The sequence below is a fragment of the Fusobacterium ulcerans ATCC 49185 genome (assembly GCF_900683735.1).
Classification (GTDB): Bacteria; Fusobacteriota; Fusobacteriia; order Fusobacteriales; family Fusobacteriaceae; genus Fusobacterium_A; species Fusobacterium_A ulcerans_A.
Window position 1 is genome coordinate 571,320 of the sequence record NZ_LR215979.1, and the last position, 24,705, is coordinate 596,024.

At 30.2% G+C, this 24,705-nt stretch carries 19 protein-coding genes, 1 pseudogene and 2 riboswitches; of the genes and pseudogenes, 11 read left to right on the top strand and 9 right to left on the bottom strand.

Annotation, left to right across the window (positions count from 1 at the left end; translation table 11 throughout):
- The first annotated feature begins 131 nt into the window (after positions 1 to 131).
- From E0E45_RS02610 to E0E45_RS02640, 7 genes are all read left to right on the top strand, one after another.
- Positions 132 to 1,376: a methylaspartate ammonia-lyase gene (locus E0E45_RS02610; protein WP_096403569.1), complete on the top strand. Its 1,245-nt coding sequence runs from the start codon at positions 132 to 134 to the stop codon at positions 1,374 to 1,376.
- Between the two features lie 131 nt (positions 1,377 to 1,507).
- Complete coding sequence (gene citD / locus E0E45_RS02615; protein WP_096403568.1) at positions 1,508 to 1,768, top strand: citrate lyase acyl carrier protein; 261 nt, start codon at positions 1,508 to 1,510, stop codon at positions 1,766 to 1,768.
- 35 nt (positions 1,769 to 1,803) lie between these two features.
- Positions 1,804 to 2,676, top strand: a complete 873-nt coding sequence (locus E0E45_RS02620; protein ID WP_096403567.1) for an HpcH/HpaI aldolase/citrate lyase family protein — start codon at positions 1,804 to 1,806, stop codon at positions 2,674 to 2,676.
- A gap of 25 nt (positions 2,677 to 2,701) precedes the next feature.
- Positions 2,702 to 4,246, top strand: coding sequence for a citrate lyase subunit alpha (gene citF, locus E0E45_RS02625; RefSeq protein WP_130889720.1), 1,545 nt, complete (start codon positions 2,702 to 2,704; stop codon positions 4,244 to 4,246).
- A gap of 61 nt (positions 4,247 to 4,307) precedes the next feature.
- Positions 4,308 to 4,395: riboswitch (SAM riboswitch) on the top strand.
- A gap of 93 nt (positions 4,396 to 4,488) precedes the next feature.
- On the top strand, positions 4,489 to 5,643 hold the full coding sequence (metK, locus tag E0E45_RS02630; RefSeq protein ID WP_130889721.1) for a methionine adenosyltransferase: 1,155 nt from the start codon (positions 4,489 to 4,491) through the stop codon (positions 5,641 to 5,643).
- Positions 5,644 to 5,715: 72 nt separating this feature from the next.
- A complete protein-coding gene (locus tag E0E45_RS02635; protein WP_130889722.1) occupies positions 5,716 to 6,471 on the top strand; it encodes a 5'-methylthioadenosine/adenosylhomocysteine nucleosidase in 756 nt (251 codons plus the stop codon).
- A 160-nt stretch (positions 6,472 to 6,631) separates the two neighbouring features.
- Positions 6,632 to 7,783 carry a hypothetical protein gene (locus E0E45_RS02640; protein ID WP_130889723.1) on the top strand — a complete coding sequence of 384 codons (1,152 nt, stop codon included), beginning with the start codon at positions 6,632 to 6,634 and terminating at the stop codon, positions 7,781 to 7,783.
- 169 nt (positions 7,784 to 7,952) lie between these two features.
- On the opposite strand, the pseudogene E0E45_RS02645 reads toward E0E45_RS02640, so the two are convergent.
- Both E0E45_RS02645 and E0E45_RS02650 read right to left on the bottom strand, forming a co-directional pair.
- Positions 7,953 to 8,903: pseudogene (locus E0E45_RS02645) on the bottom strand (IS91 family transposase); the annotation flags it as partial.
- Between the two features lie 15 nt (positions 8,904 to 8,918).
- Positions 8,919 to 9,161: a transposase zinc-binding domain-containing protein gene (locus tag E0E45_RS02650; RefSeq protein ID WP_130889724.1), complete on the bottom strand. Its 243-nt coding sequence runs from the start codon at positions 9,159 to 9,161 to the stop codon at positions 8,919 to 8,921.
- A gap of 171 nt (positions 9,162 to 9,332) precedes the next feature.
- Between E0E45_RS02650 and E0E45_RS02655 the strand changes: the two genes are divergently transcribed.
- A complete protein-coding gene (locus E0E45_RS02655; protein WP_130889725.1) occupies positions 9,333 to 9,542 on the top strand; it encodes a hypothetical protein in 210 nt (69 codons plus the stop codon).
- A 359-nt stretch (positions 9,543 to 9,901) separates the two neighbouring features.
- Positions 9,902 to 11,080 (top strand): NAD(P)-dependent malic enzyme, encoded by a 1,179-nt coding sequence (locus E0E45_RS02660; RefSeq protein ID WP_130889726.1) that lies wholly within the window; start codon positions 9,902 to 9,904, stop codon positions 11,078 to 11,080.
- Positions 11,081 to 11,123: 43 nt separating this feature from the next.
- Here the strand turns inward: E0E45_RS02660 and E0E45_RS02665 are convergent, their stop codons facing one another.
- Genes E0E45_RS02665 through metF form a run of 3 tightly spaced genes read right to left on the bottom strand, consistent with a single transcriptional unit; the run spans position 11,124 to position 15,690 of the window.
- Entirely contained in the window at positions 11,124 to 11,411 is a 288-nt protein-coding gene (locus E0E45_RS02665) for a putative quinol monooxygenase (protein ID WP_130889727.1), read from the bottom strand.
- A 56-nt stretch (positions 11,412 to 11,467) separates the two neighbouring features.
- On the bottom strand, positions 11,468 to 14,809 hold the full coding sequence (gene metH / locus E0E45_RS02670) for a methionine synthase (protein ID WP_130889728.1): 3,342 nt from the start codon (positions 14,807 to 14,809) through the stop codon (positions 11,468 to 11,470).
- Positions 14,809 to 15,690, bottom strand: a complete 882-nt coding sequence (gene metF, locus E0E45_RS02675) for a methylenetetrahydrofolate reductase [NAD(P)H] (RefSeq protein ID WP_130889729.1) — start codon at positions 15,688 to 15,690, stop codon at positions 14,809 to 14,811. Before metF ends, metH begins: the two co-directional genes overlap by 1 nt.
- Before the next feature lie 79 nt (positions 15,691 to 15,769).
- Positions 15,770 to 15,855: riboswitch (SAM riboswitch) on the bottom strand.
- A gap of 137 nt (positions 15,856 to 15,992) precedes the next feature.
- Between metF and E0E45_RS02680 the strand changes: the two genes are divergently transcribed.
- Entirely contained in the window at positions 15,993 to 17,117 is a 1,125-nt protein-coding gene (locus E0E45_RS02680) for an ABC transporter ATP-binding protein (RefSeq protein ID WP_130889730.1), read from the top strand.
- Between the two features lie 94 nt (positions 17,118 to 17,211).
- Positions 17,212 to 17,763, top strand: coding sequence for a toxin-antitoxin system YwqK family antitoxin (locus tag E0E45_RS02685; RefSeq protein WP_130889731.1), 552 nt, complete (start codon positions 17,212 to 17,214; stop codon positions 17,761 to 17,763).
- Between the two features lie 59 nt (positions 17,764 to 17,822).
- On the opposite strand, the gene E0E45_RS02690 is transcribed toward E0E45_RS02685, so the two are convergent.
- From E0E45_RS02690 to E0E45_RS02705, 4 genes are all read right to left on the bottom strand, one after another.
- On the bottom strand, positions 17,823 to 18,257 hold the full coding sequence (locus E0E45_RS02690) for an RrF2 family transcriptional regulator (protein ID WP_130889732.1): 435 nt from the start codon (positions 18,255 to 18,257) through the stop codon (positions 17,823 to 17,825).
- A 154-nt stretch (positions 18,258 to 18,411) separates the two neighbouring features.
- On the bottom strand, positions 18,412 to 19,140 hold the full coding sequence (locus tag E0E45_RS02695; protein ID WP_130889733.1) for a GntR family transcriptional regulator: 729 nt from the start codon (positions 19,138 to 19,140) through the stop codon (positions 18,412 to 18,414).
- Positions 19,141 to 19,287: 147 nt separating this feature from the next.
- Positions 19,288 to 20,394: a pyridoxal-phosphate-dependent aminotransferase family protein gene (locus tag E0E45_RS02700; protein ID WP_130889734.1), complete on the bottom strand. Its 1,107-nt coding sequence runs from the start codon at positions 20,392 to 20,394 to the stop codon at positions 19,288 to 19,290.
- A gap of 66 nt (positions 20,395 to 20,460) precedes the next feature.
- Positions 20,461 to 24,690 (bottom strand): 2-hydroxyacyl-CoA dehydratase, encoded by a 4,230-nt coding sequence (locus E0E45_RS02705; RefSeq protein WP_130889735.1) that lies wholly within the window; start codon positions 24,688 to 24,690, stop codon positions 20,461 to 20,463.
- Positions 24,691 to 24,705: the final 15 nt, after the last annotated feature.

A 24,705-nucleotide genomic window follows, 5' to 3' on the forward strand; every position in this document is an offset into this window, starting at 1 on the left:
GTAAAATAATTTAGAAAATCAATTTTTAAATGTTGGTTGCAATTATGTTGGAAATAGATTATATATTTAATTAGGAAGAAAGTGGGAATTGAAAAATTCCCACACAATTTAAAATCTTAGGAGGCTTAATTATGAAAATTGTAGATGTAGTATGTTCTGCAGGAAAAACAGGATTCTATTTTGATGACCAAAGAGCAATAAAAGCAGGAGCTGGACATGATGGTATGTTCTATCTAGGAACTCCAGTAACACCAGGATTCAAATCAATCAGACAAGCAGGAGAAGCTATCTCTGTTTTACTAGTTCTTGAAGATGGACAAGTTGCTCATGGTGATTGTGCTGCTGTTCAATACTCAGGTGCAGGAGGAAGAGATCCTTTATTCCTAGCAAAAGATTTTATTCCAGTAATAGAAAAAGAAATTGCTCCAAAATTAATAGGAAGAGAACTTGATAATTTCAAATCTCTTGCTGAAGAATTTGATGCATTAGAAGTTAATGGAAAAAGATTACATACTGCAATAAGATATGGAATTACTCAAGCTTTATTAGATGGTGTTGCAAAAGCTAGAAAAGTAACTTTAGCTGAAGTTATTAAAGCTGACTACAATACAGGATTAGAAATCACTAAGAGACCTATATTTACTCAATCAGGAGATGACAGATATGTCGCTGCTGATAAAATGATAATCAAAGAAGCTGATGTTTTACCTCATGCTTTGATTAACAATGTAAAAGAAAAATTAGGATTACATGGGGAAATCTTACTTGACTATGTTAAATGGTTAAGAGACAGAATCATTTCTCAAAGAACTGATGCTGACTACTCTCCAATATTCCACATAGATGTTTATGGAACTATTGGTGCTGCATTTGATTGTGATACTAAAAAAATGGCTGATTACATAGCTACATTAGTAGAAGCTGCAAAACCATTCAAATTAAGAATAGAAGGACCTATGGACGTTGAAGACAGAGATAAACAAATTGAAGCTCTTGCTGCTTTAACTGCAGAAGTAGATGCAAGAGGAATCGAAGTTGAACTAGTTGCTGATGAATGGTGTAATACTTTAGAAGATATTAAATTATTTGCTGATAAAAAAGCTGGACATGTAGTTCAAATCAAAACTCCAGATCTTGGAGGAGTAAACAACATAGCTGATGCAATTCTTTATTGTAATAAAGTAGGAATTGGATCATACTGTGGAGGAACTTGTAACGAAACTAACAGATCTGCTGAAGTTACTACTAACATTGGTATGGCTTGTGGAGCTCTTCAAGTTCTTGCTAAACCAGGAATGGGTGTTGACGAAGGATACATGATCGTATTTAACGAAATGTCTAGAGTTGAAGCTTTAGTAAACAGAAGAAAGAAATAGTTTTCTTTTAAAAGTATAATTATAATTTATTTTGATTTTGGGAAAGGTAGTTATATGACTACCTTTTTCCTTTAATTAGTCCTAATATTTATAGAAAATTTTATTTAGAATTTAATAATGAGGTGAATCAAATGACAATAAAGAAAGCTGCTAAATGTGGTACTCTAGAATCAAATGATATATTTGTGATTCTAACTCCAGCTGAAAGTGGAATAGAAGTAGAATTAGAAAGTACTGTAGAAAAACAATTTGGAGCTCATATAAGAGAAGTTATAAAAAATAAACTTGTAGAACTTGGAGTTGAAGGTGTAAAAGTACAAGCTCAAGATAAAGGAGCTCTTGATTATACTATCAGAGCAAGAATAGAAGCTGCTGTAGCTAGAGGATTATAATAATTATATTATTTTTTATATGAGAGGTGTTTATCGTGGAATTAAGAAGAACTATGTTATTTATGCCTGGAAATAACCCAGGAATGCTCCAAACAGCTGCTGTATTTGGTTCAGATGCTGTTATATTTGACTTGGAAGACGCTGTTGCATTAACAGAAAAAGATGCTGCAAGATATTTGATAAGTGAAGCTTTAAGAACAAATAAATATGATGGTGTAGAAGTAGTAGTGAGAGTTAATCCTTTATCTACTCCGTATGCAGAAAAAGATATAGATGTAATAGCAAGATTGAAACCAGATGCTATACTTCTTCCAAAAGCATGTCCTGAAGATATAGCTGTATTAGATAAAAAACTAAATGAAATAGAAAAAGAAATGGGATTTGAAGCTGGAAGTATAAAAATACATCCATTAGTAGAAACTACTTATGGAGTAGAAACAGTTTATGAAACTATAAAATCAAGTCCAAGAGTAATTTCAGTTTTGTTAGGAGGAGAAGACCTTGCAGTTGATTTAGGAGTAAAAAGAACTAAGTCATCAGATGAACTATTCTATGCAAGAACTAAAGTAGTAAATGCATGTAAAGCTTGTAAAGTAGATGCAATAGATACTCCATTTACAGATACAAATGACTATGAAGGATTGATGGCTGATTCATTAAAAGCAAAAATGTTAGGATTTACAGGAAAACTTGCTATAAACCCAAGACAAATAGATACAATTCATGCAGCTTATTGTCCATCACAAGCTGAAATCAATCATGCTTTAAGAGTAATAGCTGCTAAAGATGAAGCTGCTAAAGAAGGTCTTGGAGTATTTTCATTAGATGGAAAAATGGTTGACCTTCCAATTATAAATAGAGCTATTCATACATTGGATGTTGCAAGACTTATTGGTCTGATAGATTAATCAATAATATGTGAGGTGTTTATAGATGAAAAATATTTTAGGAAGAGAAGTTCCTGATTTTATAGAAGGATACGGAAAAATCAATCATTATAATGGATATTTAGCAAATACAACAGGAGTAGTAAAAAAGAATTATAGTTTTAAAGCTGTAACTCCTAATGATAAAAAACTTCATACTGATTTTGTAGAATTAATGGATAAACTTCCATTAAAAGATGGGATGGTAGTGTCTTTTCACCATCATTTAAGAAATGGAGATTATGTATTAAACTTAGTAATGGCAGAAATAGCAAAAAGAGGTTACAAAGATGTAACAATAGTTGCAAGTTCTATATTCCCATGTCATAAACCTTTAGTAGAAATGATAGAAAAAGGAATAGTGACACAAATATATGCTGGATATATGTCAGGACCAGTAGCTCAAGCAATATCACAAGGGAAAATGCAAAAACCAGCTGTTATGCATACACATGGTGGAAGAGCAAGAATAATGGAAACAGGAGAAGTTGAAGTAGATATAGCTTTTGTTGCAGCTCCAACATCAGATGAATATGGAAATATTAATGGAGTAGATGGAAAATCAGCATGTGGAGCTTTAGGATATGCTCATTCAGATGTTGAAAATGCTAAATTAGTAGTAGCAATTACTGATAATTTAGTTCCTTATCCCAATACAACAATAGAAATCAATCAGACTTTAATAGATTATGTATTAGTAGTAGATGCTATTGGAGATCCTAAGGGAATAGTATCTGGAACTACTCAGATTACTAAAAATCCAATTGGATTAAAAGTTGCTGATCTTACAGCTAAATTTATAGAACAATCAGGATATTTAAAAGATGGAATGAGTTTTCAGACAGGTGCAGGAGGAATATCACTTGCTGTTGCAGCAGAAGTTAGAAATCTTATGAAATCAAAAAATATAGTGGGTAGCTTTGCTGCTGGAGGAATAACAGGATATATAGTAGATATGTATAAAGATGGACTTTTTAAAGCTTTATTTGATGTACAATGTTTTGATCTTAATGCAATCAAATCAGCAAAAGAGAATCCAAATCATATAAAAATGTCAGCAACAATGTATGCAAATGCAAATAACAAAGGTTCGGTAGTAAACATGCTTGATATAGTTATACTAGGTGCAACAGAAATGGATACAAATTTCAATGTAAATGTAACTACAGGATCTGATGGTGTTATTATGGGAGGGTCTGGAGGACATAGTGACACAGCTGCTGGTTCAAAATTGTGTATAATAGTATCACAACTTGTAAATGCAAGAATATCAGTAGTGAAAGATAGAATAACTACTGTAACAACTCCTGGAGAAACAGTAGATGTACTGGTAACAGAAAGAGGAATAGCAATAAATCCATTAAGAAAAGATTTAATAGAGAAATTTAAAAATTCTAACCTTCCAATAAAAACAATAGAAGAACTAAAGGAAATAGCAGAAGCTATGACAGGAAAGGAAGAAGCAATAGAATTTGAGGATAAAGTAGTTGCTGTAGTACAATATAGAGATGGTACTGTAGTGGATGTTGTAAGACAAGTAAAAAATAACTAAATAATTATTGACATGATTAGTAAAAAAATATATAATAAGGTATAAATGATAAATATAAAGAATACCATCAAGAGAGATTGAGGGACTGGCCCGTTGAAATCTCAGCAACCTGCTTTTTAAGTGTGGTGCTAACTCCTGATAGATGGAATATTGGATTTAATACTTAATCCCTTTCATCTGTCTGGTGAAAGGGATTTTTTTATCTTAAACATTAAATTATTAATATATTTTAAGGAGGAAAAATGAAAAATTTAACTTATTTCACATCAGAATTTGTATCACCTGGTCATCCAGATAAGGTATCAGATCAAATTTCGGATGCAGTAGTAGACGCATGTCTTGCTGATGATCCGAATTCAAGAGTAGCATGTGAAGTATTTTGTACAACAGGACAAGTTGTTGTAGGAGGAGAGATTACAACTACCACTTATATAGATATTCAAGATATTGTAAGAAGTAAAATAGATGAGATTGGATACAAAGAAGGAATGGGATTTGATTCAAATTGTGGAGTACTGAGTGCTATTCATGCTCAATCACCAGATATTGCCATGGGAGTAGATATTGGAGGAGCAGGAGATCAGGGAATAATGTTTGGAGGAGCTGTAAAAGAAACTCCAGAATTAATGCCATTAGCTCTTGTATTAGCTAGAGAGATATTGGTAAAACTTACTAAAATGACTAGAGCAAAAGAGCTTCCATGGGCAAGACCAGATGCAAAATCACAAGTAACTTTAGCTTATGATGAAAATGGAAAAATAGATCATGTTGATACAGTGGTAGTATCTGTACAACATAATCCAGATGTAACTCAAGTTCAAATTAGGGAAGAAGTAATAGAAAAAGTAATAAAACCAGTTTTAAGAGCATATGAACTTAATCCAGAAGAAGTAAAACATTTCCATATTAATCCAACAGGAAGATTTGTAATTGGAGGGCCACATGGAGATACAGGAGTAACAGGAAGAAAAATAATAGTAGATACATATGGAGGATTCTTTAGACATGGAGGAGGAGCTTTTTCAGGAAAGGACCCTTCAAAAGTAGACAGATCAGCAGCATATGCAGCAAGATGGGTAGCTAAAAATATAGTAGCAGCGAACTTGGCAGATAAATGTGAAATACAATTATCATATGCAATAGGGGTAGTAGAACCAACATCAGTAAAAGTAGATACATTTGGAACAGGAAAAGTAGATGAATATGATTTAGCAGAGGCAGTAAAAAAAGTATTTGATTTGACACCAAGAGGAATAGAAAGAGCACTTGAATTAAGAAGTGGAAAATTTAAATATCAAGATTTGGCAGCATTTGGTCATATAGGAAGAACAGATTTAGATCTTCCATGGGAAAAAGTTGATAAAGTAGAAGAATTAAAAAAAGCTTTAAATAAATAATTAAAATATAAAAAGATGAATCAAAAATTTAAAATTAGGTTTTTGATCATCTTTTTTTAAAAGGGGAAGAAGATGAAAAAATTAATAACAGTGTTGCTAATGATTTGTTTAGGAATAACTGCTTTTGCTCAAAAGATTGCTTTAATAGGAGCAATGGATTCTGAAATAGAGATTCTTAAAAATTCTATGAAAAATGTGACTGAAACAAAAATAGGAGCCATAACTTATTATGAAGGAATACTTGAAGAGAAGGATGTAGTACTTTTAAAAACAGGAATTGGAAAAGTAAATGCAGCTATTGGAGCAGATACAGTTATTAGAGAGTTTAAAGCTGAAAGTATAATATTTACAGGAGTTGCAGGAGCAGTAGATAATAAATTAAATATTGCTGATATGGTTGTATCAAAAGACTTAGTGCAGCATGATGTTGATTTAACAGCTTTTGGGAGACCAATGGGACTGATACCAGGTAGTGAATCTATAGAATTTAAAGCTGATAAAAATTTAATAGATATTGCCTATGAATCTGCTGTAAAAGTTCTTGGGAAAGACAAAGTTAAAATTGGAAGAATAGCAACTGGAGATCAATTTATAGCTGATAAAGATAAGGTTGAAATGATAGGAAAAGTTTTTGGAGCTTCTGCTGTGGAAATGGAAGGTGGAGCTGTAGCCCAGGTAGCTCACTTGTATAATATACCATTTGTTGTATTGAGAGCAGTTTCAGATAAAGCAGATGGAAGTGCTAAAATAACATATGAAGATTTTGTCATAATTGCAGCTAATAATTCAGCTAATATTGTAAAAGAAATGCTGAAAAAAATTAAGTAAGGAAAATTGAATATATTTTTAAGTGTATCTTTGATGCTGAAAAAGCAATATTTAAAGATACACTTTTTTTATTGAAAAGCATTTAAATACAAAATTATTGACACCTTTTATATCCAGTGTTATACTTTTGTAGTATGAGAAAAACCAAGGAGACAGATACATGGAAAAATTGAAAAAGAAAGCAATAAGTCTAGAAGCTTTTATATGTTTAGGGTTGCTGGTAGGTTCTTGCATAGCAACAGCCAATATAATGGGACCTGTGAATATGATAAATACAATAATGGGAACTGCACATGATCTTTTGATAAATACTGTATTTTTTATAATGGGAGTTGCAGTATTAGCAGGAGCACTCTCAGAAATATTATCTGAATTTGGAGTGATATCCCTGATAAATAAATTGCTTTATTTTGTAATCTATCCTCTTTATAGATTGCCAGGAGCTTCTGCATTAGCAATAGTGACAACTTATATATCAGATAATCCAGCTGTACTCAGTTTAGCAGCAAATAAAGAATTTAGAAAATATTTTAAAAATTATCAATTTACAGCTCTTACTAATTTAGGAACATCTTTTGGAATGGGGTTTATAGTATCAGCATTTATGGTAGCACAAGGTGGACTGATGAAAGTGAACCTTTTTAAAGCAGTTCTTATTGGAAATCTTGGAGCAATAGTTGGAAGTATAGTAAGTGTAAATTTAATGATATATTATAGTAAAAAATATTTTAAAAGTATAGGAGAATCTGAAGAAGAAAAAGAAATAGAAAAATTTGTTCTTGATACAAGAGAAGTAAGAGGAGGAACAGTTTTTGGAAGATTTTTAGAAGCAATGCTAGAAGGTGGAAAAGTAGGAGTAGAAATGGGAATTGCTATAATTCCTGGAGTAATCATCATATGTACAACAGTACTCATGCTTACTAATAGTATGCCAGAAGGTGGGTATACAGGAGCAGCTTATGAAGGAATAGGAGTACTTCCAATAATTGGAGAAAAGCTTAATTTTATATTAAGACCATTGTTTGGATTTACTAGTCCACAAGCAATAGCTTTTCCTATAACAGCACTTGGAGCAGTGGGAGCTGCTATTGGACTTGTGCCACAATTTATAAAAGAAGGAGTAATAGGACCAAGAGAGATAGCTGTCTTTACAAGTATGGGAATGTGTTGGAGTGGATATTTAAGTACCCATGTGGCTATGATGGATAGTTTAAAATATAGAGATTTAACTGGAAAAGCAATATTCAGTCATACTATTGGTGGATTAGCAGCTGGAATGGCAGCAAATTTTTTATATTCATTGTTTATATAGATAGAGCAGAGGATATTTATTTATCCTCTTTTTCATTTTTTAGGAAATTATAATTTGATAAATTTGTTGAAAAAATAAAAAATATTAATTATTTTGTATTCATACTAGATATATTAATTGAATAAGATTAAAATTGACAGCACAAAAAAGCTGATTGTTAATCAGCTATTTAGCGATATTCTTTCCAGCAAATGGAGCCTGTATGTATATTAAAATATGATATTTTTTTAACTTTCATTCTGGTATTACATTTAAAACAATAAAAAGGATTTACTCCAAAAGCTTTCCATATTTCAAGTTGATAAAAAGTAAAATTGGAATATTTAGAGACATATTTTCTCATGAATTTCATGATGTTTTTAAGTTCTGATTTAATATTTCTAGAATAGATTCCAAAGCGCCTAATCATTTTGAAATGTTTAGGGGGAATGTGAATAATTAATTTGGAAAGAAATGTTTCTGCATCTAAAGTAAGCTCAATTCTTTGTTTATCATCAGCAAGACTTTCATAATAGAAAGTAACCTTATTATCATAAAAATCAATAATTTTATATTCTGCGATAGGAGCTCTTGCTAGATATCTGCCAATATATTTAATTGCATAAATATTATTATTTAAATCATTTTTTGCAACATTGAAAAAGAATCTTGTATTTTTGCGATAAAGGTAGTTAGCAGCAGCATAAGCTTTAGCTTTAATTTCAGGCTTGTCATAATTTCCAGATTTAACAATATCAATAACCATTTTTTTCCATTGTCCAGCAATGGAATTGACATGAAAATATTTTTTTTCAAGAAATTGGTAGTTTTTATTGAAACCACCTAAAGTAACAATAGCATGAATATGAGGGTTCCATTTAAGATCGCGTCCAAAGGTGTGAATAACAGTAATCAATCCATAATGAATGATATCTGAGTTAGTAAAGTATTTAGAAGAATATTTTGAAATTTTATGAATTCTTTGATTTTTTGCTTTAATGTTATGAAATTGATATTTAAAAACATCATTAACAGCATAAGCAAGCTTAGTTAAAAGATCTCTATCATAGAAGAAAAACATTCTAAGTTCTTCAGGAATAGTAAAAAGGACACTTCTATGTTTAACATGAATAAGAGAAGTGGAAGTTTTTTCAGTTCAAAGAGCAGAATAACGTTTACCGCAGGAAGGACAAAATCTAGATTTACAAGTAACTTTAATTTTATGCGCATCATGACAATTAGGGCATTGAAGAGAGAGAAAAGATTTATCAATAGAACAAGCTAAGAATTTTTGAATAGTCTGTTTAACATCCTCAAAATGCTCATTTTTAAAATATTTCTTGATTTTACCTAAAAGATTTGTTATATTGATTTTAGAGATAATATGTTTGATTTGCATGTATGTCTCCTTTGTATAATTAGGGTGGTAACTATATTATACAAAAAAGAGAGCTGAGTAAAACATTTTTTTAAATGTTACTCAGCTTTTTTTATTTCCAGGAAAAAGGAAAGAAGTTTTTATCTTGTATAATTTATATATAAAAATATATATTAATAAGGGGGTATTTTTATGAAATATGGTTTAAAAGATAGGATAGATGCAGAAAATTTAGCTAGAGCTGTAGAAAAAGGTGAAGAATTTTTGGAAAAAGATAAAAAAGTGGAAATATCTTTTGATGGAACAGCAATAGTAGTTACAAAAACGATATCTTATACTATTACTGAGGAATTTGTAGAAGAGAATGAAGAAAAATTAAAAAAATTAGGAATATTAAAATAAGAACATTACTTTAAAATTTAGGTGACTGAAAAATAAAAAAATTTTTTCAATCACCTAAATTTTTGTAAAAAAGCATATAATAAATATTATATATTGTGCACTGATGAAAAAAATATTTTAAAAATTTATTTTCAGAAAATATATGTACTAGTTTAAGTTTATTATATCAATATTAGATATTAAATACGTAAATAAGACAAGAAAAAAAGAAAGTACTTTACTTTTGTACAAAAAGGGGATATAATACATCATATAAAGCTTTAAAGGCAAATATATATTATTTGAATATAGTTTGCACTGTTACAATAAACGAAAATAAATTTTCAAAAAATATTTTATAATAAACGGAGGGAGATATTATGTCAACAGTATTCGAAAGAGCACTAGAAATGCATGAAAAAAATAAAGGAAAGATATCAATAGTTTCAAAAGTAAAAGTAGCTAATAAAGATGATTTGAGTCTTGCTTATTCACCAGGTGTTGCAGAACCTTGTAGAAAAATAGCAGCTAACAAAGAGGATGTATATAAATATACAGCTAAAGGAAACATGGTTGCAGTTATAACTGATGGAACAGCAGTATTAGGACTTGGAGATATCGGTCCAGAAGCAGCTCTTCCAGTAATGGAAGGTAAATGTGTACTATTCAAAGAATTTGCAGGGGTAGATGCAATTCCTATTTGTTTAGATACTAAAGATCCAGAAGAAATTATTAGAACAGTAAAATTACTAGCTCCAGGACTTGGAGGAGTAAACTTAGAAGATATATCAGCACCAAGATGTATAGAAATAGAAACTAGATTAAAGAAAGAATTAGATATTCCTGTATTCCATGATGATCAACATGGAACTGCAATAGTAGTTGCTGCGGGACTTATCAATGCTTTCAAAGTTGTAGGTAAAAAATTCTCTGATGCTAAAGTTGTAGTAAATGGAGCAGGGGCAGCAGGAAGTTCTATAACTAAACTTATAAGAGATTTAGGGGCAAAAGAAATATTAGTTCTTGATAAACCTGGAATCCTTAGAAAAAGTGATAAAGAATCTTATGACTTCTCTAAGAGAGAGTTAGCTGAAATAACTAATCCTAATGACCTTGCTGGAGATTTAGCATTTGCAGTACAAGGAGCTGACGTTTTCATTGGAGTATCTGTAGGAAATATTCTTACTACTGAAATGGTAAAAACAATGAATAAAGATGCTGTAATATTTGCAATGGCAAATCCTACTCCTGAAATAATGCCAGAAGACGCTTTAGCAGGAGGAGCAAAAATAGTAGGAACTGGAAGATCAGATTATCCTAACCAAATAAATAATGTTCTTGTATTCCCAGGATTATTCAAAGGGGCTTTAAGAGCAAAATCTAGAAAAATAACTGAAGAAATGAAACTTGCAGCAGCAAGAGGATTAGCTTCTCTTATTACTGATGAAGAAATGAATGAAAATTACATCATTCCAGATGCTTTTGATAAAAGAGTTGCAGATGCAGTTGCAGATGCAGTTGAAAAAGTAGCAAAAGAACAAGGAATATGCAGAGATTAGTAAATAAAAGAGGCAGTCTGTTTTATACAGGCTGCCAATTTTTTTAGAATAGAACTTCATGTATAGTGAGTTCAGATTCTCCTTCTCTTAATTCATTTAATTGAGGAACAAATACAGTGAAATGTGGAGTTTTCATATGTTTATCTAAAACCTCCATATTTTCCCATTTTTCAATAAAAGCAAGAATACTTCTGTTATCTTTGTCCTGTATCATTTCATAAAAAATATTTCCATTTTCTTTTCTTGTTTCATCTGCTAATTTTTTTGCTATTTCTAAATATTTATCAATATTTTTTTCAGGTACAATAGATTTTGCATATACAACTATCATAATATTGGCCTCCTTAATTTTTTTTAGTATAAATATACTGTAGCAGGTATTTAAAATTATTTCAAATCAAAATAAAAGCTCTTTGGATTGGAAATATAAATACCACACACAGTACTCAGTGGAGACATAGCAAAATTATTAGTAAGATATGCTCCTGTTCTTTCACCTTCAGTGATTTCAAAAATAATTTTCTTGATAGAATGATCTGGAATAGATGAATAGCCTATAGCAGGTCTGATATTAGGCAGCCAGATATTTTCTTCCTTCAAATAAATTTCCATAAATTCAGAAGCAGCTTCAGCAACTCTTGTAAGGAGAATGTTTTCCATTATGCTCATATAGTTATCTTCATCAAATAGAGAGCTGTTTACTGAAATAATAAAAGTCCCTATAAAGTCATTTTCATTGAAAAAATCGCTTATTCCAATATTTTTATTTTTTACTTCTCCTCTTATAAAAGAGATATTCCAATTTTTATCACCATCTTTTATACTTAAATTATTAGAATTTTTTGTGCAAGGGAAAATTCCAAAAGCACATTTGATTTTTATGTCATTTTCTTTCATTTTTTCTAAAATATATTTAGCATCATTAAGCGTATTTTCTTCTAAAGGTGTATTTTTAACTTTCATATTATAAAGAAGAAAATTCCAGTTAATATATTTTTCAATCTTTTGGAGAGGAAATTCTATATACTGTTTTCCCAATTGATTAGGAACTATGACTTTAGAAGTAAAATCTTCTTTAGGAGATACTGATATTTTAGAGCTGTTTTTTTTATTATTCAAATATACTTTGCACAACTCTCTGAGTTCATTTGTTTTCTCACTCATAAATAAATCTTTGTCACCATAGATCAACTTATTTATTATTGTAAGAGTGTCTAAAGCATCTGTAGTGTGGAAAGTTTTTCCTTGATAAAATGGCTCTAATTTTACAGCAGTATGCAATTTAGAAGTAGCTGCTCCTGCTATTAATACAGGAATAGGAAGTTTGCTGCTGTTTAAAAGAAAAAGAATCTTTTCCATTTCTTTTAATGAAGGACTGATAAGACCACTTAGTGTAATGATATCTACACTGTTTTTTACAGCTTCTTCGAGTATTTTTTCTTTGCTTACCATTACCCCTAAATCTATCACTTCATAACCATTACATTTCAAAACTGTTCCAGCAATATTTTTACCAATATCATGAACATCTCCTTCTACAGTAGCCATAAGAACCTTGCCCTTTATTCCTATATTAGCTTCTATTTTCATATGAGGTTTCAAAATATCAACAGCTCTGTTCATAACACTTGATGATCTTATAAGCTGTGGAAGGTACAGTTCTCCTCCTTCAAAAAGAATACCTATTTTATCCATACATTTCATTAGAATATTTTGTATAATATCTAAAGGTGTCAGAGTTTCCAGAGCAGTATTTATATCTGTATCAAAAGTTGTACTACCTCCATAAATAAGAGCATTTTCTATTCTGTCCTTTAAAGAATCAAAATCATTCTTTATTATTTTAGGAGCAGAGGAGCTGTTCTTTTTAAGAAGAACAGAGGCATTTTTTAATTTTATAGCAAGTTTCAATATAGAATCAAGAGAATCCTCTTCTCCATTTATTAAGGATAGGATTGTGTTTTTCTCTTCTGAAGTAAGCTGAGGAGCTTTCTCACTAGGATTCATTATAGCAAAATTCATTCCTTTTTCTTTTACATTTTCAATAAATAGAGAGTGTATAGCTGCTCTCAAAGGATTATTTCCCCTAAAGGCAAAGGATAAGTTGCTAAGTCCACCAGTAATACTGCATTGAGGAAGATTTTTTTTTATCCATTGAACTGTTTTTATAAAATTCACCCCATTATATCTATCATTTTCACTTCCAGTACCTATAGTCAATATATTTGGATCAAAAGCTATATCTGAGTTGGGAATCCCTTCTTCTACCAATATTTTATATGAACGATTGCAGATTTTTACCTTTCTTTCATAAGAGACTCCCTGCCCATTTTCATCAAAAGCCATAACAACAACAGCAGCACCATATTTTTTTATTATTCTGGCTTTTTTTCTGAAAGCTTCTTCTCCCTCTTTTAAAGAGATGGAATTTACTATTGGTTTTCCAGCTATGTTTTTTAAGGCAGTTTCAATAGTGAAAAAGTCTGATGAATCTATCATTATAGGAATTTTTGAGACTATTGGATCATTTTGAATTATTCTTAAAAATCTTTCCATTTCCTCATGAGGTATTAACAGTCCATCATCAAGATTAATATCTAGTACAGCAGCTCCTTTTTCTATTTGTGAACGAGCTATTTCTAGAGCTTTTGTATAGTTTTTTTCTTCAATCAATGTTTTAAAAATTTTAGAACCAGCTACATTATTTCTTTCTCCAACTATTGTGAATTTATTACTGAAATCATATATTTCATTTCCAGAGAGAAAATATCTGTTTTCTTTTGAAATTGGAAGTCTAGGTTCTTTATTTTTTACTAAATCGGCTATTGCTTTTATGTGTGAAAAATGTGTTCCACAACATCCTCCAAGAATATTTACCTTTTTTTCATCTACTAATTCCTTTAAATATCCAGCAGTTATCTCAGGAGTTTCTTCATATTCTCCTTCTTCATTAGGGAGTCCAGCATTAGGATACAGAGAAATATATTTATCTGTAAAAGAAGCTATTCTTTTTATCATTGGAATAAGGTCTTTAGCTCCAAAAGAACAATTGAGCCCAAAAGAAATAACTGAAGGTCTATTTAAAGCAACAATTAATGATTCTATACTTTGTCCTGAGAAAATTTTTCCCTGTTTATTTACAGTTGCAGAAATCATAATTGGAAGTTGAATTTTTTTCTTTTCAAAAAGTTCCTCAGCAGCTATAAGTGCAGCTTTAGCATTTAATCCATCAAATATAGTTTCTATCAATATACAATCAGCACCACCATCTATGACACCTTCTATCTGCTCAGAGTATATGTTTTTCATCTGATCAAAATTAATTTCTCTTTCATAAGGAATATCTCCTATTGGAAGGGAAAGGCTTTTACTTGTAGGACCTATAGAACCAGCAACATATATTTTTTTTCTAGAAGTTTTGTAGAAAGTATCTGCCGTTTCCCTAGCTAACTCAGCTCCTTTTTTTGAAAGTGTATAAGACATATCTTCTATTTGATAATCTTTCAGAGATATTTTGTTGCAGTTGAATGAATTTGTTTCTATGATGTCAGCACCAGCTTCAATATACTTAGTGTGTATCTCTTTTATTACATCAGGCCTTGTTATATTCAAAATTTCATTACAGCCTTTTTTTCCTTGAAAATCAGCTTCTGTAAGATTATATTTTTGAATAGCTGTTCCAGTAGCTCCATCTAGTACAAGTACTCTTTTTTTCAGTTCATTTATCATTATCTGCTACCTCCAGAAATTTCTCTTATATGTGCTATATTTGCCATTATTTTTTTAGCTGTATCTACTTTATTCATGGTATATAAATGTATTCCATCAATATCAGATGTTATTAAATCTATAATTTGTTCAGTAGCATAAGCAGTTCCAGCTTCCTTCAGTGCTTGAGGATTATCTTCGTACTTATTTAATATTTTTTGAAATTTTTCTGGAATACTGCATCCACACATTGAGGTTATTTTTCTTATCTGTTTTGCATTTGTAACAGGCATTATTCCAGCAACTAATGGAATATTTATTTGAAGTTTATTCAATTTGTTTCTGAAACGATAAAAGGATTCATTATCAAAAAATATTTGAGAAATAAGAAAATCAGTTCCAGAGTCTACCTTTGTTTTTAAGTTAAAGAGATCTAGAAGATCATTTGTTTCTTGATGCCCCTCAGGATAATATGCCCCTCCTATTGAAAAATCTTTCTTTTTCTTTATGTGAGAAATAAGATCTTGAGCATATTTAAAATCACCATCTTCAATGTGAAGTCCACCTTTAGGTTTATCTCCCCTTAAAGCAAGAATATTTTCTATATTATTTTTTCTTAACTGTTCTAATATATCATCAATTTCATTTGCCTTAGCTCCAAGACAAGTGAGGTGTGCCAGAGCCTCTATTTTATTATCATTCTTAATCTTTGATGCAATCTCTACTGTTCTTCCTCTAGTGGCTCCTCCAGCTCCATATGTGACACTCATAAAGTCTGGCTGTAATTTTGCCAGCTCATCAATGGAAGAATAAACATCTTCTAAAGAATATATATTATTTGGTGGAAATACTTCAAAGGATACAATTGTTTTTTTTGTTTTAAATAATTCTGAAATTTTCATTTGTTCATCTCCTATTTGAATCCAATAAAAAAAGCTTTTTCCACCTGATAGATGAAAAAAGCTTAAAATGCTAGAATCTAAACCATCTATCAGGAATTAGCACCACGCTTGAAGCAGGTTGCTGAGATATCAAAGGGCCTGTCCCTCCATCTCTCTCTATGGATTTAATTATTTCATGAATTGTATCACATTCAAAAATTATTGTCAATAGAGGAAAAATATCTGAGTGTTCTTTTGTCTTTACACAAGATAAGAAAAATATGGTATAATCCTTAGTGTAGAATACAAAAAAAGGAGTAAATATGAGTGGAGTTACTTTAAAAAATATTGAAAAAATATATTCAAATGGCTTTAAGGCTGTTCATGGGATAGATTTAGAAATAAAATCTGGAGAATTTATGGTACTTGTTGGTCCATCAGGATGTGCTAAGTCAACTATGTTGAGAATGATAGCTGGACTGGAAGATATAACAAGAGGAGAATTATGGATAGAAGGAAAACTTTCCAATAAACTTCCACCTAAAGACAGAGGGATAGCTATGGTATTCCAAAATTATGCTCTTTACCCTCATATGACTACTTATGAAAATATGGCTTTTGGATTAAAAATGGCAAAGTTTTCTAAAAAAGAAATAGATAAGAGAGTAAGAGAAACTGCTGAAAGACTCGAAATAAGTGATATTCTGGATAGAAAACCCAAAGAAATGTCAGGGGGACAAAAACAGAGAGTAGCATTAGGCAGAGCTATAGTGAGAGAGCCAAAAGTATTTCTTTTTGATGAACCTCTTTCTAATTTAGATGCCAAATTAAGAGTGTCTATGAGAGTAAGAATAACACAGCTTCATAAAGAACTTCTCAATGAAGGGAAAGAAACTATAATGATATATGTAACCCATGATCAGGTAGAGGCAATGACAATGGGAGACAGAATATGTGTACTTAATAAAGGAAAAGTTATGCAAGTAGATACTCCTATGAATATATATAATTTTCCTGTAAATAAATTTGTAGCTGGATTTATTGGTTCACCAGCTATGAATATAGTTGAGGGAGAACTTCTGAAAAAGAATGAAGACATTTTAGTAAAGTTAGATAATGATGTTTATTTGGTTTTGGATAAAGAGAAAGCAGAAAAAGTAAAAGATAATGTTGGAGAGAAAATATGGTTTGGAATAAGACCAGAAAATATAAAAGTTTCAGATAATAATAAAATTGAAAAAAATAGAATTCAAGGAACTGTAAGTGTAGTTGAAAACATGGGAAATGAAGTATATATATATTTTAAAATAGGAAAAAAGGAGTTTACTGCAAGAACTTCCACAGATGTAATTAAAAATATTTCCTTTGGAAAAAAACTATTATTTGACTTTAATATGTTAAATATTCATATTTTTCATTATAAAACAGAAAAAAATATATCAAAATAGGGAAAATTTAATTTAATCTCTTTATTTCTTAAAGATTATGAGGTATACTAATATTAACTATACATCATTATCATTATTCAAAGGGGGAATAATCATGACAAATCAGTATAATAAAGATGGTAAAAAAGAAGGACTATGGGTAAAAACTTACGATAATGGGAGAATTCAAGAAGAAAAAAATTATGTAAATGGAATTAGAGAAGGAGAATATAAATCATATTATATGAATGGTCAGGTAGAAACTCATAAATTTTATAAAGATGGGAATATCCATGGAGTATATGAAACTTTCTACAGCGATGGAAAATTAAGCTCTAAACGTACTCTTGTAAATGGAGAAACAGTTGGACTTTATGAAGAATTTTTCCCAAATGGAAAATTAAAAAAATCATCAGAACATGTTAGCAATTCTACAACAACAAAAAATATAAAATATTTCCCAAATGGACAAGTGAAACTTGATGTTAATTTTAAAAATGGAGCTATGTATGGTCCTTATAAAGAATATTTTTCAAATGGAGTTCTCTATATAGAATGTAATTATGGAGAAAATGGAAAATTAGATGGTGTTTATAAAGAATATGATGCAGAAGGTAAATTGGTAAAAGAGTGCCATTATTCTAGTGGTTCTGAACAATTTAAATAATTCAAAAAAAAAATAGCAGCTGCCTGAAGAAAAAATACTTACAGGCAGCTTTTTTATTATTAAATAATATCTTCTAATATATTTTTTAAATTTACTTTGTTACTTAAAATCATATCAAAGGTAATTTTTTTTAAAAATTTTTTTTCAAATTCTTGTATCTGATCAAATATAGAAAATATTTCATCTTTTTTAATATTTTTTTTAGGCATATTTTTCATAACAGTTAATATACTTATATCACTTTGTACTGCTGTTATAACATCTAAGAGATTGATTTTATCAATAGTTTTTCCTAAACAATATCCTCCAGTAACACCTCTAAATGGGAGAACTATATTTGCACTTGTCAAAGGTCTCAGAACTTTAAGAACGAATTTATCAGAAAAATCAATAGTTTTTCCAATAATCTTTGCAGAAGATATTTCTCCTCTTTGAAGTGTAGATAAATATAGAATAGTTTTTATAGCACAATTTGTTTCCTGGGTTATTTTCATTTTTTACTCCTTTTTAACTAAAATATATTGAATTATATCACAGAATATATTTTTAGAGTATAGTTTTTTAGAAATAAAAAATTATGTTAATTAGAGACTTATTGCTTAAGATATGTTGGAGTACAAATTTCTATGAATTTAGTTTCCTTTAAAATTAGAATGAAGTTGTTATTGTATATTTAAATTTATCTCCTCTTATTATTCTTTCAGTAAACATGATTGGCTCCTCATCTTCAAAAGTGGTTCTTTCTATTTTTATTACTGGCTGAAATTTCATTAAATTAAGATATCTTGTTATATCTTCATCAGGAGTAATTGGATAAAAAGTTTCTTCTCCTTTAGAAAATTTTATAGAAAATCTATTTTTAAGTATATTACAAAGGGAAGAAGTGTTTAATTCATCTATATAAAAATAATTAAATTTTTCTATTGGCAGATATGCCTTTTCAAAAATAAGAGGGATAGAATCTACAAGCCTTAAACGAGTAATTCTGTGAACATTGCTGTTTTCTTTTATTTTTAGAGCATTTGCTATATATTTATCAGCTGGAATTATTTCAAAGGATAAAACTTTAGAAATGGCTTCTTTTCCAAGTTTTTTCATTTCTTCTGTAAAATCATAAAACTTATATAAATCAGGCTTCAATTGTTTTGGAGCAACAAAAGTTCCCTTTCCATGTTTTTTATAGATATATCCCATTTTTTCTAACTGAAAAATAGCTTGTCTTACAGTATCACGACTTAGATTAAATTTATCACAAAGTTCTCTTTCAGAAGGAAGTTTTTCATGTTCTTTGAACTTATCACATTCTATTTCTGAAAGTAAAAAATTCATTAATTGCCCATATAATGGCATTTTATTGTTTTTTTCAAAATCGCACATAAATCCTCCTTCCCCCTGAATTTGAAATTATTTATAATACTAGCATTATATAATATATAGTTAGAATTGAATAAAGGCAATAGCTTGGACTTAAAAAGTCCCTTTTAGGACTTGAGATGTCATAAAAGAGACTTTTAATGCAAAACTTTATTTTTTTAGAATTCTTAAAGTTTTTTCAATAGCCTTTAAAGTATAATCAAGTCTGTAGAAACGAGCATTTTCACCCATGTGACCTATTCTAAGTACTTTGTTGCTTAGATAAGAATAAGAATCAGCTATCATTACTTCAAAGTTGTGAAGAAGATAATTGGATACTTCTTTGTAATCATAACCTTCTGGAAGGCAGAAAGCAGTTACTGTTGGAGAATATCCATTTTTTAAATAAAGTTCTATTCCCATATCCATAAGCCTAGTTCTTACATATTCAGCAGCAGTATGATGTCTTTCTCTAACTTTTTCTACTCCTTCTTTGTAGATGTTATCAATTGCAACATCAAAAGCTATTAAATCACTAGCAGGCATTGTATAAGGGAAAAGCTGCTCTTTTACACAATTTTTCCATAAAGATAAGTTACAATAAAAAGAAGCGATTGGAGTTTTTCTATTCTCAATAGCCTCCCATGCATCATTACTTACTGTCATTATTGTAATCCCAGAAGGAGCAGAAAAAACTTTTTGAGAGCCTCCTAGAGCAATATCAATTCCCCATTCATCTACATTTAACTGAACCCCACCTACAGCAGCAACACTGTCAACTACTGTCATGATCCCTTCAGATTTTAAAATTTTACAAATAATTTCAACATTATTAAGTACCCCAGAAGGAGTATCGCAATGAACTACAGTGGCATATTTAAAATCTTTATTTTTTTCAAGAAATATTCTTAATTTATCTATATCAAGAGTACTTTTAACATCAGTTTCAAATAAAGTAACCTCTCCACCATAAGTTTCTACTAGACCTTTGAAACCTTCTCCAAAGATACCATTAGATATAACAAGAACTTTATCTCCTGGTTCAGTAAGTGAAGCACAAGCAGTATCTAATCCAAGCATACCCTCGCCATTCATTATAACAGTCTGGGCTTTTTTAGCACCAAATAATTTTCCAGTTTTTTTACATAATTTATCATAAAAAGTAAAAAAATTAGGATCTAAATCAGGGTTTCCAAAAAAGCTGCATCTAGCTTTTAAAACATTTTCTCTTACCATTGTAGGTCCAGGAGTCATCATAAGATAGTTAGCTTTATACAATCAATCCACCTCCAAAAAATTTAAAACCTCTTTATTTCTTTAATTATATCATAAATTGAATATTTTTTAAGAGTTTTTTAGATTTTTTCTGGCAACAGACAGCATAAGTTTTATCCTATTTAACTGGTTAACTTCAGAATAAGCAGGGTCATAATCTATAGGAGCTATATTGACATTACTGTATTCTGATCGTAATTTTTTGATCATACCTTTTCCTGTTATATGATTAGGAAGACAACCAAAAGGCTGAACACAAACAATGTTAGGAACATCTTTTTCAATAAACTCTATCATTTCTCCCATAAGGAACCAACCCTCTCCAGACTGATTTCCTATTGAAATATATTGAGAAGTTTTTTTAGCAAGGTCTTGAATAGAATCTTCATGACCAAACCTAGGATTTTTTTGTAATGCATTATTTAATACTTTTGTATACTGATCTATTATCCAAAGAGCAGCTTTTAATTTCATTGCTGCAATTTTACCTTTGAATCTTTCTGTTATAAATATGTCACTATATATACAATATTTTACAAAGCTCATAAGACTTGAAGTGTAAACTTCTCCACCTTCAGCTTCAATAAAGTCAGTTAAATTATTGTTAGCAAAAGGACTGAATTTAACAAGAATTTCTCCTACTATTCCTACTCTTATCTTCTTCTCATCAGATACTTCAATTTTAGAAAAATCATTTACTATTGCATTTATATTATTTTTAAATTGAGAAAATTTACCATTATATATATTTTCTTTGACTTTTTCATTCCATTTTTCATATAATTCAAAAGCACTTCCTTTAATTTTTTCATAGGGGCGTACATGATAAAGAAGTTTCATAAGAATATCCCCATATGATACAGCTATCAGGCATTTATGAGCAAAAGGAAGAGTTATAGAAAAACCTTCCTGTTTCTCAAACCCGCTTGCATTTAAAGAAAGAATAGGAATTTTTTCAAAACCACTGTCTTTTATAGCTTTTTTCAAGAATCCTAAATAGTTAGTAGCACGACAGCTTCCACCAGTTTGTGAAATCATAACAGCAGTTTTATCAAGATCATATTTTCCAGATTTTAATGCTGCAATGAGCTCTCCAATAACCAATATAGATGGGTAACAAGCATCATTGTTAACATATTGAAGTCCACAATCTAATGCTTCTTGTGTTTCATCCAGCACTTCAAGGTTATATCCTTCAGCTTTGAATGCAGTTTTTAATAATTTAAAATGCATAGGTGCCATTTGTGGAGCAAGAATAGTATATTCTTTTTTCATTTTTTTAGTAAATTGAGCTCGTTTATATTCTATTTTCTTTTTAATAGAAGATCTAAGAGCATTTTTCTTATAGTCTAGAGCAGCTAAAAGACTTCTTATTCTTATTTTTACAGCTCCAAGGTTACTTATTTCATCTATTTTTAAAAGAGTATGTACTTTTCCATAATTGGCTAAAATTTCTTCTACTTGATCAGTAGTTACTGCATCTATACCACAGCTGAAACTATTTAGCTCTATAAGTTCAAGACACTTACTTTTTCCAACATAAGCAGCAGCTCTATATAATCTTGAATGATACGTCCATTGATCTATTACTCTTAGTTCTTCATCAAGAGAAGCAAGACTGGCAACAGCATCTCCAGTAAGAACAGCTATTCCAAAAGAATTTATTATATTTGGAATACCATGATGAATTTCTTTGTCACAATGATAAGGTCTTCCACAAAGAACTACTCCAGTTTTTCCAGTTTTTTCTAGATCAGCAATTATTTCAAGAGCTTTGTTTCTCATATCTTTTCTAAAGTTATATTTTTCTTCCCATGCAGCATCTACAGCAATTTTAGCTTCAGATTTTGATATTCCAAATCTTTCAAATTCTTCAAAAACAGTCTTATAAAGAATTTCTTTGCTTTCAAATGAGAAAAATGGAAGTATTAAATCTATATGTTTTTCTTTTAAAATATCCATATTATTATTAATAACTTCTGGATATGACATAACAATTGGACAGTTAAACTGATTAGAAGATTTTTCATCTTCTTTCTCTTCAAATATAACACAAGGATAGAAGATTCTTTTTACACCTTTTTCTATAAGGTCTACAATGTGTCCATGAACAAGTTTTGCAGGGTAGCATATAGAATCAGAAGAAATAGTATCAATCCCTTTTTCATATAATTTTTTAGATGAATCATCAGATATAATTACTCTAAATCCAAGGTTAGTCAACAGTGTAAACCAGAATGGATATGAGTCGTAGAAATTCAAAACTCTAGGAATACCGATTTCTCCTCTAGCAGCTTTTGAAGGTTCTAAAGGTGTATAATTAAATAATCTATTGTATTTGTAATCAAACATATTAGGTGCTGTATTTTTCTTCATTTTTCCAAGAGGGTTATCACACCTATTACCTGATATAAAATTTTCACCATTTTTAAATTTATGGATAGTCAATAAACAATGATTATTACAAAGCTTACATCTAGTAAGGTTTGTAGTACAGCTGAAATTATTTAATTCATCTAAAGTCATAATAGATGAACTTTCTCCAGCCTGTTCCATTGCTATAAGGGCAGCTCCAAAAGCTCCCATAAGTCCAGCAACATTAGGTCTGATTACACTCCTTTCTGAAACCAATTCAAAAGCTCTCAGTACAGAGTTATTAAGGAAAGTTCCTCCTTGAACAACTATATTTTTTCCTAATTCCTCTTTGTTTTTTATTTTTATAACTTTAAAAAGTGTATTTTTTACAACAGAGTAAGAAAGTCCAGCAGAAATATCAGCCACTTCTACTCCATCTTTTTGTGCCTGTTTAACTTTTGAATTCATAAATACAGTACATCTGGTACCAAGGTCAGCTGGAGATTTAGATTCCATTCCTAATCTGGAAAATTCCAGAATATCCATTCCAAGGGAATGAGCAAAAGTTTCAAGGAATGATCCACATCCAGAAGAACAAGCTTCATTTAAAAGAATAGAAGTAATAATACCATCTTGTATTTTCAGACATTTCATATCTTGTCCACCAATATCAAGTATAAAATCAACATCTGGCTGGAAAAATTGTGATCCTTTATAATGTGCCATAGTTTCTACTATACCAATATCTACTCTTAAAGCTGCCTTGATAAGAGTTTCTCCATATCCAGTTACACATGAACCTTTAATAATAATATTTTTATTCATTTTTGAATACAGTTTTTTAAGCGTAGCAATAATATTATCAAGTGGATTTCCCTTGTTATGAGAATAATGTGAGAATAATATCTCTTTTTCTTCTGAAATAAGAACTACTTTAATTGTAGTGGAACCTGCATCTATTCCAAGGTAAGCATTTCCTTCATAAGTATTTAAATCCCTTGTTTCTATTTTTTCTTTTTCATGTCTTTCAAGAAATTCATTCAGTTCATCTTCAGTTTCAAATAATGGCTGTAATCTTGAAGTATCAGAGGTATCTTTTTCATTAAGACGCTCTACTTTAGTTTTAAGCTCTTCATAAGAAAATACTGCATCATTTTCTTTAGATAGAAAAGCAGCTCCCTGAGCAACAAAAAGTTGTGAATTTTCAGGAAAAACAACATCTTCAGGGGCTAATTTTAATGTATCAATAAATCTATTTCTAAGCTCGCTTAAAAAGAAAAGAGGACCCCCTAAAAAAGCCACCTTTCCTGTAATTTTCTTACCACATGCAAGACCAGTTATAGTTTGATTGACTACAGCTTGAAATACAGATACAGCTATATTTTCTTTTCTTACCCCCTCATTAATAAGAGGTTGTATGTCAGTTTTTGCAAATACTCCACATCTGGCAGCGATTGGATAAATTGAGTCAAATCCTTTAGCAAGTTCATTAAGACCTGAAGCATCTGTATCCAAAAGGGTAGCTATTTGATCAATGAATGCTCCTGTACCGCCAGCACAACTTCCATTCATTCTTTGATCCATATCATTTTTAAGGAAAGTTATTTTTGCATCTTCCCCTCCAAGTTCAATAGCTACATCAGTTTCTGGAATAAGTGCTTCAATAGATTTTATGCAGGCAATAACTTCTTGTACAAAATCTATTCCTATCCATGAAGATATCCCCATTCCACTAGAACCAGTGATACTTATTTTGTATTTTATATCTTCACCAAAATTATTTTTCATATGTTCTAAAAAATCATCAAACATTTTTTTAGTTGTTTCTCTAACATTAGATAGATGTCTTTGATAAATTGAATAGATAATATTATCTTTTTCATCAAGACATACTATTTTTATAGTAGTAGAACCAACATCCATTCCTATATGAAATTCTCTCATAAATTAATCTCCTTA

Bases quoted from the DNA above. Each gene is read 5' to 3' on its own strand.
- E0E45_RS02640 (WP_130889723.1), top strand. From the start codon at position 6,632: ATGGAAAAATTGAAAAAGAAAGCAATAAGTCTAGAAGCTTTTATATGT.
- E0E45_RS02650 (WP_130889724.1), bottom strand. From the start codon at position 9,161: ATGCAAATCAAACATATTATCTCTAAAATCAATATAACAAATCTTTTA.
- E0E45_RS02685 (WP_130889731.1), top strand. From the start codon at position 17,212: ATGACAAATCAGTATAATAAAGATGGTAAAAAAGAAGGACTATGGGTA.
- E0E45_RS02690 (WP_130889732.1), bottom strand. From the start codon at position 18,257: ATGAAAATAACCCAGGAAACAAATTGTGCTATAAAAACTATTCTATAT.
- E0E45_RS02680 (WP_130889730.1), top strand. From the start codon at position 15,993: ATGAGTGGAGTTACTTTAAAAAATATTGAAAAAATATATTCAAATGGC.
- citD (WP_096403568.1), top strand. From the start codon at position 1,508: ATGACAATAAAGAAAGCTGCTAAATGTGGTACTCTAGAATCAAATGAT.
- metF (WP_130889729.1), bottom strand. From the start codon at position 15,690: ATGAAAATTTCAGAATTATTTAAAACAAAAAAAACAATTGTATCCTTT.
- E0E45_RS02610 (WP_096403569.1), top strand. From the start codon at position 132: ATGAAAATTGTAGATGTAGTATGTTCTGCAGGAAAAACAGGATTCTAT.
- E0E45_RS02655 (WP_130889725.1), top strand. From the start codon at position 9,333: ATGAAATATGGTTTAAAAGATAGGATAGATGCAGAAAATTTAGCTAGA.
- E0E45_RS02705 (WP_130889735.1), bottom strand. From the start codon at position 24,690: ATGAGAGAATTTCATATAGGAATGGATGTTGGTTCTACTACTATAAAA.
- E0E45_RS02660 (WP_130889726.1), top strand. From the start codon at position 9,902: ATGTCAACAGTATTCGAAAGAGCACTAGAAATGCATGAAAAAAATAAA.
- citF (WP_130889720.1), top strand. From the start codon at position 2,702: ATGAAAAATATTTTAGGAAGAGAAGTTCCTGATTTTATAGAAGGATAC.
- E0E45_RS02665 (WP_130889727.1), bottom strand. From the start codon at position 11,411: ATGATAGTTGTATATGCAAAATCTATTGTACCTGAAAAAAATATTGAT.
- metK (WP_130889721.1), top strand. From the start codon at position 4,489: ATGAAAAATTTAACTTATTTCACATCAGAATTTGTATCACCTGGTCAT.
- E0E45_RS02695 (WP_130889733.1), bottom strand. From the start codon at position 19,140: ATGTGCGATTTTGAAAAAAACAATAAAATGCCATTATATGGGCAATTA.
- E0E45_RS02635 (WP_130889722.1), top strand. From the start codon at position 5,716: ATGAAAAAATTAATAACAGTGTTGCTAATGATTTGTTTAGGAATAACT.
- metH (WP_130889728.1), bottom strand. From the start codon at position 14,809: ATGATAAATGAACTGAAAAAAAGAGTACTTGTACTAGATGGAGCTACT.